Genomic DNA, 15,591 nt, shown 5'->3' on the forward strand with positions numbered 1-15,591 from the left:
TCGTGACCTAGAATAGAACACATGTTCGAAGGAGATCTGAACGACCTCGCCACCGTGGACCTACTGACCACGGCAGCTGAGTTCGCCCGGATCCAGGAACGCGCCGCCGTCCGCACCCTCGAAGCCGCCCTCGCGTTCGCCGACCGCAACGCCGTCGTGTCCGGCGATCCCGTCCTCCCTGGCTACGAACGGATCCAGGTGTACGGCGGTGACGGCTGCCCGGGCGTCGCGGAGTTCGCGCCGATCGAGCTCGGCGCGGTGCTGCGCATGTCGAGCGGCGCGGCCGCGTCCTTGATCGGCGACGCGCTCGCCCTGTGCCATCGACTCCCCAGGATCTGGGCCGCAGTCCTGTCCGGGAATGCGATCGCATGGCGCGCCCGCAAGATCGCCCAAGCCTGCATGTCCCTGTCACTGGAAGCCGCCGCGATCGTCGACCGACGCGTCGTCGGAATCGTGGACACCGTCACCCCCGGCAAACTCGCCACCATCGTCTCCGCCGCCGTCTGGCAGGCCGACCCCGAACTAGCCAAAGCCCAAGCCGAAGCCGCAGCCCGGGCCCGCGGAGTGTTCATCACCCCCTCCGACGACCACGGCACAAAGCGCTTCTGGGTCCGCGCCGCCGCCGGCGACGTCATCAGATTCGACGCCACCATCGACGACCTGGCCCGCGCCCTCAAAACCCTCGGCGACACCGACTCCCTCAACCAACGCCGAGCCAAAGCCATCGGCTGGATCTCGGACCCCGCCGCAGCGCACCACCTCCTAGAGGTAGCCCGCCACCTAGCCCGCACCCAACCAACCCACACCCCCACCCCGCACGGCGCCACCGCCCACGACCCCGGTCCACACGAAGCGGCCCCGCCCGACGCGTCCCTGAAGGCTCCAGCTCACAACGACGCAGCTGGCTCGAGTCGGGCCGAATCCCCACCGCGCTCAGCAACTGCCTCCGCCTCGCCGACCACGGCCGCCACCGACGCGGACGCTGCCGCCTGCGATGTCGACCAGCGCGGCACCGCCCCGCACGAGACCGCACCAGATGGCGCAGCCCCGCACGACACGCCTAGTGCCTCCTGGCGCCACTCAGTGCCGCGTGACGACCGGCCGTACGACGAGGTGCCGTACGGCGCGTGCGACGAGCCTCCGCATGACGAGGCGTCTTGCGACGAGCCTCCGTATGGCGACGAGCCACCGTACGACGAGGCGTCGTGCCACGAGGTTCGGTACGAGGAGCTGTCGTGTCACGAGCCTCCGCGCGACGATGCGTCATGCCACGAGGTGCCGTACGAGGAGGGCTCAGATGGGTCCGGCTCGGGAGTTGGCGCGCGTGGCGGCTCGGGTGTGACCTGCCAGGGCGCATTCCTGCGGGCCGCGGTGCCGGGCGACGTGGCTGCACGTGCGGCTGCCGGCAGTTGCGATGGTGAGGACTCGTTTGCGCGGACGGCCGTCGGTGACTGTGATGACGAGGATGCGTTTACGCGGCGGGTGTTGGCTGGTGGGCTTGCAGCGCGGCTTGCTGCGATTAAGCAGGATGCCTATAGCAACGGTCTTGGTGCTGGTAGTGGGCGGGCGAGACGGCACACGGTGTACGTGCACTTGACTGATCAGACGCTTGCCACCGGGACCGGCGTGTTGCGGGTTGAGGAACTTGGCCCGTTGCTGGCGCATCAGCTCAGCGAGCTGCTTGGCCATGAGCGGATCGTTGTTAAGCCGGTGATTGACCTGCATGACCAGGTCAGCGTGCATGCGTATGAGATTCCTGACCGCATTCGGGAGCGTGTCCGCCTTCAGTACCCGGTCGACATGTTCCCGTACAGCGGCGCCGAAGCCACCATGCGCATGGATCAGGACCACATCACTCCATACGACCGGACCGGCGCACCCAGCCCACCAGGCCGGCCGGGGCAAACCGGGACTCACAACCTCATACCGCAAGGTCGGCTCCATCACCGCGCCAAGACGTTCGGTGGCTGGCGTAACCGGCGTCTGCCTACTGGCGCCATCGAGTGGATCAGTCCTCATGGATTCACGTTCCATGTCGACCACACCGGCACCCACCCGGTTCCGCCCGACGGCGCGGTTCATTGAAGCAGGTCTTGACCCGGGAAAGGCTAAGTGATTTAGTCAGTTTGTGACTTACTCAGCGGCTGAGGTGCCGCCTAGCCTGTCGGACCGGTTGACCGAGTCGATTCTCGGGATCATCCGGGACGGCGGGTTGGGGCCGGGGGATGCGATTCCGTCTGCGCGGGAGTTGGCGAAGCGGTTCGCGATCACGACGCCGACGGTGCGCGAGGCGCTGCGGAAGCTGGAGGCGACCGGGGCGGTCGAGTTCCGGCACGGCTCGGGCACGTACGTCGGGCCGACGATCAACAACGTCGTACTGGCGAATCCGCATCGGCCGCCGATCACGAAGGACTCGGTGCTGCAGCTGATCAGCGCTCGGCTCGTACTCGAGCCGGCCGTCGCCGCGCAATCCGCGGTCGCACGCCAGCCCGAAAACCTGGAGCGCCTCGAGGCCGCGGTCACCAACGCGCTCATCCCGCCCGGCGGGCCGGCGTTCGCGCTCAACTTCCACGTCGAGCTCGCCGCCGCGTCCGGGAACCCTTTACTGCAAGAGGTTCTGTCGTCCTTGCTGAAGGTGCGCGTCCGCGAGCAGCAGCAGATCCGTGCCCTGTACGACAACCGCGAGCGCGACCACGAAGAGCACCAAGCGATCGTCGAGGCCGTCCGTGCCCAAGATGCCGCCGAGGCCGAACGCCTGACCCGCGAGCACCTCGACAACATCCGCCGCGCCATCGAGTCCGCCCCGGAGTGGTCATGAACCTTGCCGAGATGACGACCGACGAAGCGCTCGTCGCCGTACGCCGCTCCCCGCTGGTGATCGTTCCGGTCGGCGCGCAGGAGCAGCATGGTGGCGGGATGGCGATGTCCACCGACACCGTTCGCGCCGTCGGCGTGGCCGAGCGGGTCGCGGAGCGGCTGGCCGGTCGCGCGGTGATCGCGCCGGCCGTCCCGTACGGCGTTTCGCCGCACCACATGGCGTTCGCCGGCACCATGACGTTGTCTCCGGCAACGTTCATGCAAGTACTCCGGGATGTCGTCGCCAGCCTGCACGAACACGGCTGGCAACGGTTCCTGGTGATCACCGGGCACGGAGGCAACAACGCCGCCCTCTCCGTGCTGGCGCAGGAGTACGTCCGCAGCGAGCTCACGTTCGCGTGGACCCCGGTCACGTCCGTGGTGTCGGACCTGATCACAGGAGTCAGCGAGGTACACGGTCACGCCGGCGAGGCGGAGACCGCACAAATGCTGTACCTGGCCCCGGACCTGGTCCAGGCCGATCGTCTGGAGCCGGGCGCCACCATGCTCGACGAACTGACCACGACAGCCCGGCTGTCCCGGCAGACGCGCGGTCCGCGGCTGTCTGTCGGGTTCGACGCGTACCACAAGCGTGGCGTACTGGGTGACCCCCGTCGCGCCACCGCCGAGGACGGCCGTCTCCTGGTGGAGACCGCCGCCGACCGGATAGCCGCCTTCGCCGACGAGTTGCTCTCGGCCTGACGCCGCACCACCCCGAACACTGGACCTTCGCTCAGGGAGGTCCAGGCGCGAGCCTGCCCGCCTGCAGGCCGCCTGCCCGAGGAGGCACCCCTGATGAACCTCGCACGCCCGAAAACACTCAGCGGTTGGTATACCACCCGGCGGATCGGCGCACTGCTGGCGTCGGCGGCCCTGGTGACCGCCGCCACCACGTTGCCCACAGCAACAGCATCCGCCGCGTCCAGCACCGCCGGCTGTGGCAAGCAAGCCGCCCCGAGCGGCGACTACACGATCCAGAGCGGCGGGATCACCCGCACCTATCGCCTGCACGTTCCGGACAACTACAAGAGCTCCAAGGCGTCCGAGCTCATTTTGGTATACCACGGTCGCGGCAAGACCGGCGCCCAGACCGAAGCGTTCTCCGACCTGTCGAAACTCGACGCGATCGTTGCCTACCCCAACGGTGTGATCGGCGACGAGGACAAGCAGGCCTGGCAAGGAGCGCCGTACGCCGCCAAGGGTGTCGACGACGTGAAGTTCACCGCCGACCTGCTCGACGACCTGGAGTCGAAGTACTGCGTCGACACGCGCGCCGTCTACGCGACAGGCAAATCCAACGGTGCGGGATTCACCGGGATTTTGGCATGCCAAATGGCCGACCGGTTCGCGGCGATCGCCCCGGTCTCCGGCGCGTTCTACATCGAGGGCACACACTGCGCGCCGAGCCGTCCGATCCCGGTACTCGACATCCACGGCACCGGCGACACGACGATTCCGTACGGCGGTGACGGCGAACGGGACCTGCCGAGTGTCCAGACCTGGGTCCGCGACTGGACGGTCCGCGATCACTGCAATCCCGATCCGAAGACGAGTCAGCTCGGTGACGACGTACTGAAGTTCACGTACAAGGGCTGCAAGGCTGACGTCGTACACGTCGCGGTCACCGACGGCGGGCACAGCTGGCCGGGCTCGGACTCCACGTCCGGACCGGGCTACGTGACGCAGACCTTCGAAGCGCATGAGCTGATCGGCGCCTTCTTCCAAGCGCACCGGTTGAGGAGCTGACATGAGTACGGCTACAACCGCCGACCGCAGGGAGCTGCCCCGGCTGGTCCGGGCGATGGCTGTCATCGAGCGGGTCGGGAACGCACTGCCGCATCCGTTCTGGCTGTTCTGGATCCTGTCCGCGATCCTCGCTGTCGTCAGCGCGATCCTGTCGGCGCTGGATGTCTCGGTGCTCTCGCCCAAGGACGGCAAGGAGGTCGCCGTACAGAACCTGCTGTCCGGCGACGGGCTGCAGATGGCGGTCTCGACCGCCATCTCGAACTTCGCCGAGTTCCCGCCGATGGCGACGATCGTGGTCGTGATCATGGGTGTCGCGCTGGCCGAGCGGACCGGGTTCCTGCAGGCGCTGATGCGGGTCAGCGTGTCGCGGGTGCCTACGTCGATGGTGGTGTTCGCGGTCGCGTTCGCCGGCACGATGGCGCACGTGGCGTCCGCGGCGGCGTACATCATCCTGGTGCCGCTGGGCGGGCTCGCGTTCCGTGCGGTGGGGCGGTCGCCGATCCTCGGCATCGTGGTGGCGTATACCGCGATCGCCTCCGGGTACGACGCGAGCCCGATCCCGACCCCGAACGACGCGATCTTCGCCGGCATCACCACCGCGGCCGCGAAGACGATCGACCCGAATGCGCACATCTCGGTGCTGTCGAACTGGTTCTTCAACATCGCGTCGTCGATCCTGCTGGCGTTGGTGATCACGCTCGTCACCAGGCTGGTGCTGAGCAAGCGGACCGACTTGGACGCCGACCCTGACGCACCCGGCGACGACCCGGATCAGCTGGCGGTATCGGTTGCCGAGCGCAAGGGTCTACGCAGGGCGGGCATCGTGTTCCTGATCGCCGCGGTGGCGATCGTCGCTGTACTGCTGCCGCACGATTCCCCGTTACGCGGCAAGGACGGCAGCATCGTCGACTCCCCGTTCCTGGACGGGATCGCGATGGTCGTCGCCGTGCTGTTCGGTCTCGTCGGCATCACGTACGGCGTGACCGTGAAGGCGATCGAGCGCGCGGCCGACGTACCGAAGTTGATGGCCGAGGGCATCAAACAGATGGCGCCGGTACTGGTGCTGTTCTTCGCGATCGCGCAGTTCCTCGCGTACTTCGACTGGAGCAACATCGGCGACCTGTTGTCGGCGGAATCGGCCCGCTGGCTGGGCGATCTCGGTGCGCCGAAGGTGGTGATCTTCCTCGGCATCCTCGCGCTGCTCACAATCATCAACGTGCTGGTGACCAGCGGCTCGGCGATGTGGTCGGTGACCGCGCCGATCCTGGTCCCGATGATGCTCCTGCTCAACGTCCCCGCCGAGACCACGCAGGCGCTCTTCCGCATCGCCGACTCGGGCTCGACCGCTATCACCCCGATGAGCCCGTACTTCGTGATGGCCCTCGGCTTCCTGCAGCGCTACCGAAAGGACGCGGGCGTCGGCACGCTGGCGTCGTACACCGTGCCACTGGCGGTATCGATGACGATCGCGTGGACCCTGCTGTTCCTGGCTTGGTGGGCCCTAGGCATCCCTCTGGGCCCAGGCGCACCCGTCAGGTGACGTTGACCCCGGCTGTGCGCAGGTCGCTCAGTGCCTGCTCGGTGCTGGACGGAGCGACCCCGGCAGTCAGGTTGATGAGGACGGTGGTGTCGAAGCCCTCCTTGCGGGCGTCCAACGCAGTGGCGCGGACGCAATAGTCCGTAGCGATCCCGCAGACGTCGACGTCGGTCACGCCCTTGCCGCGCAGCCAATCGGCCAGGGCGTGACCGCCTTCGTGGGACTTCCCCTCGAACCCCGAGTACGCCGCCGCATACTCACCCTTGTCGAAGATCGCGTCGAACGGCTGCGGGTCCAGGTTCGGATGGAAGCTGACCCCGTCCGTCCCGGCTACGCAATGCCGAGGCCACGACTGGACGTAGTCAGGCTCCCTGGAGAAGTGGTCACCGGGATCGATGTGGTGATCGCGAGTGGCTACGACGTACGCGTACTGGCGCTCGTCGGGCTCCGCCTCGTGCCACTGGTGGAGGAGTTCGCCGATCCGGAACGCAACGTCGGCGCCGCCCGCGACGGCCAGGCTTCCGCCTTCGCAGAAGTCGTTCTGCACATCCACCACGATCAGTGCCCGGGCCATCGCGACGCTCCTTCATCGGGGAGTTCCCTCTGCCCACGGTACAAGCGTCGACGCCGTCGCGGCGGTATTGCGCGTCAGGCAGGCAGCAGGGTCCCGCCGGTGACGCGCAGGATCTGGCCCTGGATCGCCTTGGTCCGCGGCGAGGTCAGGAACAGGATGGCGTCTGCGAGTTCGGTCGTCTCCGGCAGGTGCCGCGCGCTGAATCCGGCCGCGATCTGCTCGAGCGCGGCCTGCGGGATCACCCGGTGTTCGCCGTTCTCGAGCGTGATACCTGGCATGACGACGTTGACCAGTACGCCGTCCGCACCCAGGTCGTGCTGCACGCTCGCGACCAACCCGTGCAGTCCGGCCTTGGCCGCGCTGTAAGGCCACGAGCCCGGCAGACCACGCTCGGCCAGGTCCGTCGAGATCAGCACGAGACGCCCGTGTCCGGACCGCCGCAGCGCCGGCGCCACCTGCTGGACGAGGTGGAAGTTGCCCTCCAGGTTGGCCCGCATGATCGGAACCCACCACTCCGCCGGCCCGTCCTCGACCTTGGTCGGCCGCTCGTGGAACCCGGCATTGCCCCAGTCGACCGCGTTCCCCACCACAACGTCGAGCCCACCCCAGTGCTCCACGACGGACGAGACTGCCGACGCGATCGTCTCGGGCACACCCAGCTCCATACCGACGACGTACGCCGTACCGCCCGCCGCCTCGATCTCCGCCGCGACCGCTTCGGCCGCGTCCTTGCGCGAGTTGTAGGTGATCGCGACCCGCGCCCCCTCGGCGCCGTACGCGATCGCCGTGGCCCGCCCGATCCCCGACGACCCGCCCGTCACCAGCACCGCCGCGCCCTTGAATCCCAGGTCCATGACCCGTCCTTCCGGTATTTGTTAGTCGGCTAAGCAGAAAACTTAGCCGACTAATTAATCCGACGCAACCCGACCACGTCCGCCGAATCTCAGGCTTGCGGGAGCACAATGGCGCTCTCTTGGGGAAAGGAGCTGCGGTGAGCTTCACCATGCTGGCCGTGGTGGTTGCAGTCGGTCTGGTCGGTCCGCTGCTGGCGTTGCCGCGCGGCTGGCACATCCCGGTCGTGCTCGGCGAGCTGCTGGCCGGCGTCATCCTGGGCAAGACGGGGTTCGGGTACTTGGTCGCGTCCGACGACAAGTTCACGTTCCTCGCCGATATCGGGTTCGGGCTGGTGATGTTCGTTGCCGGGACCCACGTTCCGGTCCGGGACGAGAGCTTGCGCAAGGCGATCCGGCCCGGGCTGCTCCGCGCGGTGGTGACCGGCATCGTCGCGACCGGCCTCGCCTACGCCCTGAACGCGATCTTCGACACCGGGCACGTCGCGCTGTACGCCGTACTCATGGCCTCCTCGTCCGCGGCGCTGGTCCTGCCGATCGTCAACTCGCTCGGACTCGGCGGGCGGCCGGTGGTCGAGCTACTGCCTCAGGTCGCGATCGCCGACGCCGCCTGCATCGTGGCGCTGCCGCTGGCGATCGATCCGCCGCACGCCGGCCGGGCGGCGCTAGGTGCGCTCGCGGTCATCGGTGCGGGCGGGGTGACGTACGTCCTGCTGAACTGGGCAGAGCGGTCCGGTGCGCGGCGTCGGGCGCACAAGGTGTCGGAGGACCGCCAGTTCGCGGTCGAACTGCGGGTCAGTCTGATCGTGCTGTTCGCGCTGGCCGGCCTGGCGACGGAGACGCACGTGTCGATCATGCTGGCCGGGTTCGTCCTCGGGCTCGCGGTCGCGGCCGTGGGCGAGCCGCGGCGGCTGGCGCGGCAGTTGTTCGCGCTGACCGAAGGTTTCCTCGGGCCGGTGTTCTTCGTCTGGCTCGGGGCGTCGCTCGACCTGCGGGAGCTCGGCACGAAACCCGAGTTCACCGGCCTCGGCGCGGCGCTCGGCCTCGGCGCCGTGATCAGTCACCTGTCCGGGATGCTGACTCGGCAGCCCGCGAGCCTCGGCGTGCTGGCGTCGGCCCAGCTCGGGGTACCTGTCGCGGCGGCCACGGTCGGTACGACGCTGCACGTGCTCCAGCCGGGGGAGCCGTCCGCGCTGATCCTCGGTGCGCTGGTGACGATCGCGGCCGGCGTCGTCGCGGGTGGGATCGCCGTACGGCGTGGGCTGGTCTCGCCGAAGGCGGTGTCGGGGTGACGGCCGATCCGGTGGCGGCGACCGCGGCGTACGAACGCTGGCTAGCGAACCGGATCCCCGTCGTACCAGAGGATCTCGAGCTCAAGCACCGCGAACTGGCGGCGGATCCGCTGCGCTTCCTGCGCGGGACGTACTACCTCTGGCTCGAGCGCGTCACCGAGCTGGCGCCGACCGTCCTGGCCGGTCCGCAGGTGCCGGCCGTCGGCGACCTGCATGTGCAGAACTTCGGGACATGGCTCGACCATCGCGGCGTACGGCGCTGGGGCGTCAACGATCTCGACGAACTGGGCTGGGGTTCACCCGCACTCGACCTGCTCCGGCTCGCGGTCTCGGCCGTGCTGACGCCGCAGGTGTCGATCAGCCCGAAGCGGATCTGTCGACTGCTCCTCGACGCCTGGTCCACGGCGAAACCGGGTCGCGCGGTCGATCTGGCCGACCCGGGCGCTGAGCATCTGCGTGCGCTGGTGCCCAAAGAGACCGACGCCGCTCGGTACTACGGCAAGCTGCGCGAAGGCACCCCGGCGGACCCGTCGGTACTGCCCGCCAGCGTCCAGGCGGCCGTGAAGATCGACAACGCCTCCTGGCATCATCGCCAGGCGGGTACCGGATCCCTTGGCCATCCGCGGATGGTTGCTGTCGGCAAAGACATTGCGCGCGAGGTGAAGGTCGTCGGTCCACCCACCGCCGGCTATGTCCCGATCGGTGCGCAATCCGACGACCTTCTCTACGGCCGCGTCCTGAGTGCAGTCCGCGGACCTTACCCGATGCGTCGCATCGACGGTTGGCAACTCCGCGCACTGTCCCCGGACGTCGAACGCATCACGATCGAATCCCTCCGCCCGAAAGCCGTCGAACTCGTCCTGACCTCGATGGCCCGAGCCGCCGCCGACGTCCACGGCGTCATCCCGCACCACCTCCACGACGCCCGCCGCCACGTCGAAACCCTCCCACCAACCTGGCTACTCGACGCCACCCAGCTACTCGCGGACGACACCAAGTCCCGCTACGACGAGTACGCCGCCTCAAGCAGTTGAGACGCGCGGCCCGCCCTTGGGCCAACCCATCGAACCGGGCTCCTGCGCCTCGCGGCGGATCCTTTTCTCGATGACGAACTTGCAGGCCGTCTCCTTGATCACCGCGCCCAGCCGGCCCGCGATGTAAAGGTTCACCGCGGTGTCGTCCTTGCGCGCTAGTTGCCGGATGCCGGCGTGGCGCCCGAGGCTGACGCAGGCCCCCGTGAAGGCGAGGTCGAGCGCTGCCGGTTCGGTCCCCGCGATGCGGCTGAGTACGGTGTTGGCCGCCTGTGCCCCGAGCGGCCCAGCGGCGTACGTGCTCATCCGCAACGGCCGGCCCGACGGCGCGGCTGCGTCACCGGTCGCGACGATGCGGTCGTCGTCGACGCTGGTCAACGTCTCGTCGGTGAGCAGCCGACCGAGCGTGTCGGTCTGCAGTCCGCTCGCAGCCGCCAACTCCGGTACGCCGAACCCCGCCGACCAGATCGTCAACGAACTCGCGTGCACAGCCCCGTCGGACAGCACGACGGCATCCGCCCGTACTTCGGTCACCCTGTCCGCCTCGAGTACGACGACCCCGTGCCGAGCCAGCCACTTCGCGATGTATCGACGACCCTGCGCGCTGAAGGTCGGCGCCAGCTTTCCGCCACCTATCAGCGTGACCTTGCGCCCCTGCTCAGCCAGCTCGGCAGCCGTCTCGATACCGGTCAGCCCGCCGCCGACCACCGTGACTGGAGCATCGCCAGGCAACTCGTCCAGCCGACTACGCAGGAGTTGCGCAGCCTCGTACTCCGCGATGTCGAACGCGTGCTCTGCCGCGCCGGGCACCGACGACGGAATCGCTGCCGTACTGCCGACCGCATAGATGACGTAGTCGTAGTCCAGCACCTCGCCCGATGCGAGCCGCACTGTGCGCGGGGCGGTGTCGATGTACGTCGCGCTGTCGACGACCAACTGGATGCCCTCGCCGAGCAGGGTGCCGTAGTCGATCGTGGCCTCGCCGGTCCGAGCGACGAACTGGTGCAGCCGGATGCGTTCGACGAACTTGGGGCGGGGATTGACCAGCGTGATGTCGATATCGGCGCGGAGCCGCAGATGGTTCGCCGCGAGCGTTCCGGAGTACCCGCCGCCGATGACGACGACCTTGTGTTCAGACATGGTGGACTTTCCTCTCGTTGTCTCACCAGTCCGACAAGCGAGTCCCTCGGAACGTGAGGCCTCACATTTCGCCGCGCTGCGCTGTCGTACGGACATGAACGAACGGCGCCAGCTGATCAACCTCGCCTACCGCCTGCTCGGCTCGCTGGCCGACGCGGAGGACGTTGTCCAGGAGGCCTACACCCGTTGGTATGCCATGTCTCCGCAGCAGCGGGACGCGATCGCGTCGCCGGGCGCCTGGCTGACGACGGTCACCAGTCGTCTCTGCCTGAACCTGCTCTCATCGGCGCGAGTACGGCGCGAGACGTACGTCGGTGAATGGATCCCTGAGCCGCTGCCCGAACCCACGAGCCTCGACCCGGCCGATCGGGTCACGCTCGACGAGTCGGTGAACATGGCCTTCCTCGTCGTGCTCGAGTCGATGACTCCGGCCGAGCGCGTCGCGTTCATCCTGCACGACGTCTTCCGATACCCGTTCGCCGAAGTTGCCGAGATCGTCGGCCGAAGCCCGGCGGCCTGCCGCCAGCTGGCATCGTCGGCGCGCCGACGGATTCGCGACTCGCAGGCGCCCGCGACACCGGCCGCCCGGCAGGCGCAGATCATCAGGGAGTTCAAGCAGGCGTGGGAGGCCCAGGACATCGAGGCTCTCGTCGGCCTGCTCGATCCCGACGCCACGGTCGTCGCGGACAGCGGCGGCCTGGTCAGCGCCGTACTCGGGCCGATCGAGGGCGCCGAGCGGATCGCGCGGTCGATGCAGAAGTTCGCCGGCAAGCTCCGCGAGCTGACGATCGTGGAACGTACGGTCAACGGCCAGCCCGGGCTGGTCGCGCAGCAGGACGGCGTGACCGTGACGGTGTACGCGTTCGAGGTCGTCGGGGACTGGATCAAGCACATCTGGGGAGTCCGCAACCCCGGCAAACTCCGGACCTGGTTTCGTGACAATGTGAGCTGACAGTTATCGTTTGACGGCGCATAGTCACCGAGGGGGGTTCGTTCATGAAGAAGGCTGTCCTGGCAGTTGTCACCGGCGCGGCTGTGGTCGCCGCGGCACTGGTTCCGTCGGGGCCTGCGGTGCAGGCGGCCGAGTCGGCTCAGTCGGCTGGGCAGGCGCACACTGCGCCGCCTGGTTTCGGCTCGGCGTTGTCGTCGGTGGAGCAGACGTCGTGGCAGACGAACGCGAGCGTGAACGCGGTCGCCGTGGCGGGCAACCTGGTGTTCGCGGGCGGGCTGTTCACCCGGGTCCGGCCGCCGGGGAAGGCCCGGGGCGTCGGTGACGCCGCACGCAAGTACTTCGTCGTGCTCAATCGGACCACCGGCGTACCGACGCGGTTCGCGCCGCAGGTCAACGGGCCGGTGTGGAGTGTGGCCACGTCGCCCGACGGCCGGTGGGTCGTGATCGGTGGCGACTTCACCGTCGTCGACGGTGTGCCGCGGTCGCGGGTGGCGATGTTCGACGTGGCGACCGGCAAGCTGGTCTCCGGGTGGGACCCGGTGGTCAACTTCCGGGTCGCGGCACTGAAGATCACCGCGAAGACGGTGTACCTCGGCGGCTCGTTCGGCCTGGTGGACAAGATGGCGCGCAGCCGTCTCGCCGCGGTCACGCTGAGCACCGGCACGCTGTTGCCGTGGAGCCCGGACGCGAACGACGATGTCCACGCGATCGAGATGTCCACCGACGGCGAGCGGGTGTTCGTCGGCGGCGGCTTCACCCGGATCGACGGCCGGAACGATCACGCGCTCGCGATGCTGAACGCGAAGACCGGCGCACTACTGTCGATGCGCGCGTCCGGGGCGATCCCGCCCGAGACCGAGGGCTGCGACAGCCAGGTGAAGGACCTCGAAGTCCAAGGAAACAAGGTCTTCGCGGCCAACGCCGGCTCGGGTCTCGGCTGCTACGACGGGGTCCTGGCCGCGGACGCGACGACGGGCAAGCTGATCTGGCAGAGCCACTGCCTGGGCGCGACCGAGGCGATCAAGGCGATCGGCAACTGGCTGTACAAGGGATCGCACGCGCACGACTGCAGCGCCGACGGCGGGTTCCCGGACAAGACCGGGATGCACCACCTGCTCGTCTACAGCACGATCACCGGCAAGCTCGGCCCGTGGTTCCCGAACACCGACGCCGGCGGCGAGACTCTCGTCGGCCCGCTGGCGTTCGCGTCCGGCGGCAACGACCTGTGGGCCGGCGGCGACTTCACCGAGGTGAACGGCGTACCGCAGGAAGGCCTGACGCGATTCAGCAGCGCACCGGGTGGAGCCGCACCGATCCGGCCGGCCGCCCCGAAGGTCGCGAGCGCCCGGGCCAACAAGGTGACGATCAGCTTCCCGACCGTCCTCGACCGCGACAACCTGACGCTGACCTACCTCCTGTACCGCGGCAGCACGCGCATCGGCAGCTGGTCCCGTACGTCGAACTCGTGGACCAAACCAACCGTCACAACCGTCACCGACGCGCGCCTGACCAGCGGCCAGGCCCTGTCCTACCACCTCGAGGTCAGCGACGGCCGCAACGTACAAAAGAGCCCAACGGCCAAGGTCAAAGTCCGCTAACTCAACAGCGCGTGCCGGGCCAACGGCGCGTTCGGCGGCTCTGGCACGAACCCGGATGCGTCGTCCGTCGTCGCGGCTCTTGATCGCCGCAGCAAGCTTCGGGTACATCGGACCACGGGCCGACGGACCTCGGGCCGAGGTGGTGGTCCGTCGGCTCGGTTAGGTTCGACCTGTGACAGAGGGTGCGGAGTACGGGCTGAGCCGACGGCAGCTGATCGTTGCCGACGGCGTCGTCGCCATCGGGTACGCCGTCCTGCTCACCACGTCGACGGGCTGGGGCCTCGGGAGCATCCTCACCGCGCTCGGGCTTGCGGCGGCGATCGCAGGCCGACGGCTCTGGCCAGTGCCTGCGTTCGCGATGGTCGCCTTGGTTTCGGTGTTTGCTGTTCTCGCCGACGTACTCCGTGACCCGCTGCTCGCCGCCGCCTATGTCTTGTACGTCGTCGCGCTCACCCGCGCGTCGCCGCGGCCGCTGTCCAGTCGGCGCTTGATCGGCCTGGGGAGCAGCGTCGGACTGGTCGTGCTGGTTCTCGCATTGATCGCGGGGGCACCGGCCGGCCGGACGGATGTGACGCTGGTGCTGACCGGGTTCGCGGCGCTGTACGGGGCGTGGATGCTCGGCCGGGTGGTCCGGGACCGACGGGCCGCCGCAGCGCGTGCGGCGCAGGCGCTGGCCGAGCGGGCCGTTGCCGACGAGCGGCTGCGGATCGCGCGCGAGCTGCACGACATCGTTGCCCACAGCATGGGTCTGATCGCGGTGAAGGCCGGCGTGGCCAACCATGTTCTTGCGGTGCGTCCCGAAGAGGTGTCCGACGCGTTGTCCGTGATCGAGTCGACGAGCCGTGACGCCCTGGTCGAACTGCGGCACATGCTCGGCCTCCTCCGTACGTCGAACGAGCCGACCGACCTCGCTCCGCCCGCCGGCCTGTCCGCGCTGCCGGAGTTGGTATCCCGCGTCGAGTCGACCGGAGTGCGAGTCGAGCTGGAGGTCGACGTACCCGAGCCGTTGCCTGAGGCGGTCGGGTTGACCGTCCATCGCATCGTCCAGGAGTGCCTGACCAACGTGACCAAGCACGCGCGCGCCGGCCGATGCCACGTGACGGTTCGCGCCGACGCGAACGCCGTACAAGTGCAGGTGACCGACGACGGGACCGGGGGATCCGCGGTGGAAGGGCACGGGCTGATCGGGATCCGGGAGCGGGTGAGTATGTACGACGGGTCGTACCGGGCCGGGCCGCGGGACCAGCGCGGGTTCGAGGTCGTCGTACGGCTGCCGTTCCAGCGGGTGAGCGCATGATCCGGGTGCTGGTCGCCGACGATCAGGCCTTGTTGCGGGGCAGCTTCCGCGTGCTGATCGACACGACGCCCGGGCTGGTGACGGTCGGCGAGGCCGCCGACGGGGTCGAGGCGGTCGAGCTGACCCGGCAAGAGCGCCCGGACGTGGTCCTGATGGACATCCGGATGCCGCGGGTGGACGGGATCGAAGCCACCCGGCAGATCTGCGCGGCCGGCCCGACGCCGCGGGTGCTGATCCTGACCATGTTCGATCTGGACGATTCCGTGTACGCCGCCTTGCGGGCCGGAGCGAGCGGCTTCCTGCTGAAGGACGTGCCGCCGGCCGACCTGCTGCAGGCGATCAAGATCGTTGCGGCGGGTGAAGGGCTGCTTGCACCGTCCGTCACGCGCCGGCTGATCGCGGAGTTCGCCCGCCTCGCCGAGCCGCGTCAGGCGCCGTCGACCGCGCTCGGCGGGGTGACCGATCGTGAGCGCGAGGTGTTGTCGCTGATCGCGCGGGGCCTGTCGAACAAGGAGATCTGTGACCACCTGCACGTCGGCGCCGGCACGGTGAAGACTCACATCGGCCATCTGCTCGCCAAACTCCACGCTCGGGACCGCGCGCAACTGGTGATCGCCGCCTACGAATCAAATCTGGTGCGGCCGCGGCGGGGATGATCTACGCTCGCCGTCGAGTCGAAACCTTCAAAGGAGTTGGGGATGCCCGGTCAACCGGGCA

14 protein-coding genes are annotated in these 15,591 nt (G+C 68.6%); 11 read left to right on the top strand and 3 right to left on the bottom strand.

Annotation, left to right across the window (positions count from 1 at the left end; all coding sequences use genetic code 11):
- The first annotated feature begins 21 nt into the window (after positions 1 to 21).
- From ACQPYH_RS10215 to ACQPYH_RS10235, 5 genes are all read left to right on the top strand, one after another.
- Positions 22 to 2,085 (top strand): hypothetical protein, encoded by a 2,064-nt coding sequence (locus ACQPYH_RS10215; protein WP_432889411.1) that lies wholly within the window; start codon positions 22 to 24, stop codon positions 2,083 to 2,085.
- Positions 2,086 to 2,128: 43 nt separating this feature from the next.
- The gene (locus ACQPYH_RS10220) at positions 2,129 to 2,818 is read left to right on the top strand and encodes a FadR/GntR family transcriptional regulator (RefSeq protein WP_233714572.1); all 690 of its coding nucleotides are present in this window, start codon (positions 2,129 to 2,131) and stop codon (positions 2,816 to 2,818) included.
- Entirely contained in the window at positions 2,815 to 3,558 is a 744-nt protein-coding gene (locus ACQPYH_RS10225) for a creatininase family protein (protein ID WP_432889413.1), read from the top strand. Before ACQPYH_RS10220 ends, ACQPYH_RS10225 begins: the two co-directional genes overlap by 4 nt.
- A 93-nt stretch (positions 3,559 to 3,651) precedes the next feature.
- Positions 3,652 to 4,602, top strand: coding sequence for an alpha/beta hydrolase family esterase (locus tag ACQPYH_RS10230; RefSeq protein WP_432889416.1), 951 nt, complete (start codon positions 3,652 to 3,654; stop codon positions 4,600 to 4,602).
- 1 nt (position 4,603) lies between these two features.
- Positions 4,604 to 6,142 (top strand): AbgT family transporter, encoded by a 1,539-nt coding sequence (locus tag ACQPYH_RS10235; protein WP_432889419.1) that lies wholly within the window; start codon positions 4,604 to 4,606, stop codon positions 6,140 to 6,142.
- Here ACQPYH_RS10235 and ACQPYH_RS10240 read toward each other — a convergent pair.
- Both ACQPYH_RS10240 and ACQPYH_RS10245 read right to left on the bottom strand, forming a co-directional pair.
- Entirely contained in the window at positions 6,135 to 6,713 is a 579-nt protein-coding gene (locus ACQPYH_RS10240) for a nicotinamidase (protein ID WP_432889422.1), read from the bottom strand. The genes ACQPYH_RS10235 and ACQPYH_RS10240 overlap by 8 nt on opposite strands.
- A 74-nt stretch (positions 6,714 to 6,787) precedes the next feature.
- Complete coding sequence (locus ACQPYH_RS10245; RefSeq protein WP_432889425.1) at positions 6,788 to 7,567, bottom strand: SDR family NAD(P)-dependent oxidoreductase; 780 nt, start codon at positions 7,565 to 7,567, stop codon at positions 6,788 to 6,790.
- A 137-nt stretch (positions 7,568 to 7,704) separates the two neighbouring features.
- On the opposite strand from ACQPYH_RS10245, the gene ACQPYH_RS10250 reads away from it, so the two are divergent.
- Together ACQPYH_RS10250 and ACQPYH_RS10255 are read left to right on the top strand one after the other, a co-directional pair.
- The gene (locus ACQPYH_RS10250; protein ID WP_432889427.1) at positions 7,705 to 8,856 is read left to right on the top strand and encodes a cation:proton antiporter; all 1,152 of its coding nucleotides are present in this window, start codon (positions 7,705 to 7,707) and stop codon (positions 8,854 to 8,856) included.
- On the top strand, positions 8,853 to 9,890 hold the full coding sequence (locus tag ACQPYH_RS10255) for a DUF2252 family protein (protein WP_432889430.1): 1,038 nt from the start codon (positions 8,853 to 8,855) through the stop codon (positions 9,888 to 9,890). Before ACQPYH_RS10250 ends, ACQPYH_RS10255 begins: the two co-directional genes overlap by 4 nt.
- Here the strand turns inward: ACQPYH_RS10255 and ACQPYH_RS10260 are convergent.
- Positions 9,879 to 11,027 carry an NAD(P)/FAD-dependent oxidoreductase gene (locus tag ACQPYH_RS10260; protein ID WP_432889433.1) on the bottom strand — a complete coding sequence of 383 codons (1,149 nt, stop codon included), beginning with the start codon at positions 11,025 to 11,027 and terminating at the stop codon, positions 9,879 to 9,881. The genes ACQPYH_RS10255 and ACQPYH_RS10260 overlap by 12 nt on opposite strands.
- A gap of 94 nt (positions 11,028 to 11,121) precedes the next feature.
- Here ACQPYH_RS10260 and sigJ point away from each other — a divergent pair, with 94 nt between their 5' ends.
- The 4 genes from sigJ (at position 11,122) to ACQPYH_RS10280 (ending at position 15,530) form a co-directional block, all read left to right on the top strand.
- Complete coding sequence (gene sigJ / locus ACQPYH_RS10265) at positions 11,122 to 11,979, top strand: RNA polymerase sigma factor SigJ (protein ID WP_432889435.1); 858 nt, start codon at positions 11,122 to 11,124, stop codon at positions 11,977 to 11,979.
- A gap of 44 nt (positions 11,980 to 12,023) precedes the next feature.
- Positions 12,024 to 13,577, top strand: coding sequence for a fibronectin type III domain-containing protein (locus ACQPYH_RS10270; RefSeq protein ID WP_432889437.1), 1,554 nt, complete (start codon positions 12,024 to 12,026; stop codon positions 13,575 to 13,577).
- 172 nt (positions 13,578 to 13,749) lie between these two features.
- Positions 13,750 to 14,874: a sensor histidine kinase gene (locus ACQPYH_RS10275; protein ID WP_432889440.1), complete on the top strand. Its 1,125-nt coding sequence runs from the start codon at positions 13,750 to 13,752 to the stop codon at positions 14,872 to 14,874.
- Entirely contained in the window at positions 14,871 to 15,530 is a 660-nt protein-coding gene (locus ACQPYH_RS10280; protein WP_432889442.1) for a response regulator, read from the top strand. Before ACQPYH_RS10275 ends, ACQPYH_RS10280 begins: the two co-directional genes overlap by 4 nt.
- Positions 15,531 to 15,591: the final 61 nt, after the last annotated feature.

The sequence above is a fragment of the Kribbella sp. CA-245084 genome (assembly GCF_050942355.1).
Lineage (GTDB): Bacteria > Actinomycetota > Actinomycetes > Propionibacteriales > Kribbellaceae > Kribbella.

What these genes read in the sequence shown, in the direction of transcription:
- ACQPYH_RS10215 (WP_432889411.1), top strand. Translation starts at nt 22, where the DNA reads ATGTTCGAAGGAGATCTGAACGACCTCGCCACCGTGGACCTACTGACC.
- ACQPYH_RS10225 (WP_432889413.1), top strand. Translation starts at nt 2,815, where the DNA reads ATGAACCTTGCCGAGATGACGACCGACGAAGCGCTCGTCGCCGTACGC.
- ACQPYH_RS10230 (WP_432889416.1), top strand. Translation starts at nt 3,652, where the DNA reads ATGAACCTCGCACGCCCGAAAACACTCAGCGGTTGGTATACCACCCGG.
- ACQPYH_RS10235 (WP_432889419.1), top strand. Translation starts at nt 4,604, where the DNA reads ATGAGTACGGCTACAACCGCCGACCGCAGGGAGCTGCCCCGGCTGGTC.
- ACQPYH_RS10240 (WP_432889422.1), bottom strand. Translation starts at nt 6,713, where the DNA reads ATGGCCCGGGCACTGATCGTGGTGGATGTGCAGAACGACTTCTGCGAA.
- ACQPYH_RS10245 (WP_432889425.1), bottom strand. Translation starts at nt 7,567, where the DNA reads ATGGACCTGGGATTCAAGGGCGCGGCGGTGCTGGTGACGGGCGGGTCG.
- ACQPYH_RS10260 (WP_432889433.1), bottom strand. Translation starts at nt 11,027, where the DNA reads ATGTCTGAACACAAGGTCGTCGTCATCGGCGGCGGGTACTCCGGAACG.
- sigJ (WP_432889435.1), top strand. Translation starts at nt 11,122, where the DNA reads ATGAACGAACGGCGCCAGCTGATCAACCTCGCCTACCGCCTGCTCGGC.
- ACQPYH_RS10270 (WP_432889437.1), top strand. Translation starts at nt 12,024, where the DNA reads ATGAAGAAGGCTGTCCTGGCAGTTGTCACCGGCGCGGCTGTGGTCGCC.
- ACQPYH_RS10280 (WP_432889442.1), top strand. Translation starts at nt 14,871, where the DNA reads ATGATCCGGGTGCTGGTCGCCGACGATCAGGCCTTGTTGCGGGGCAGC.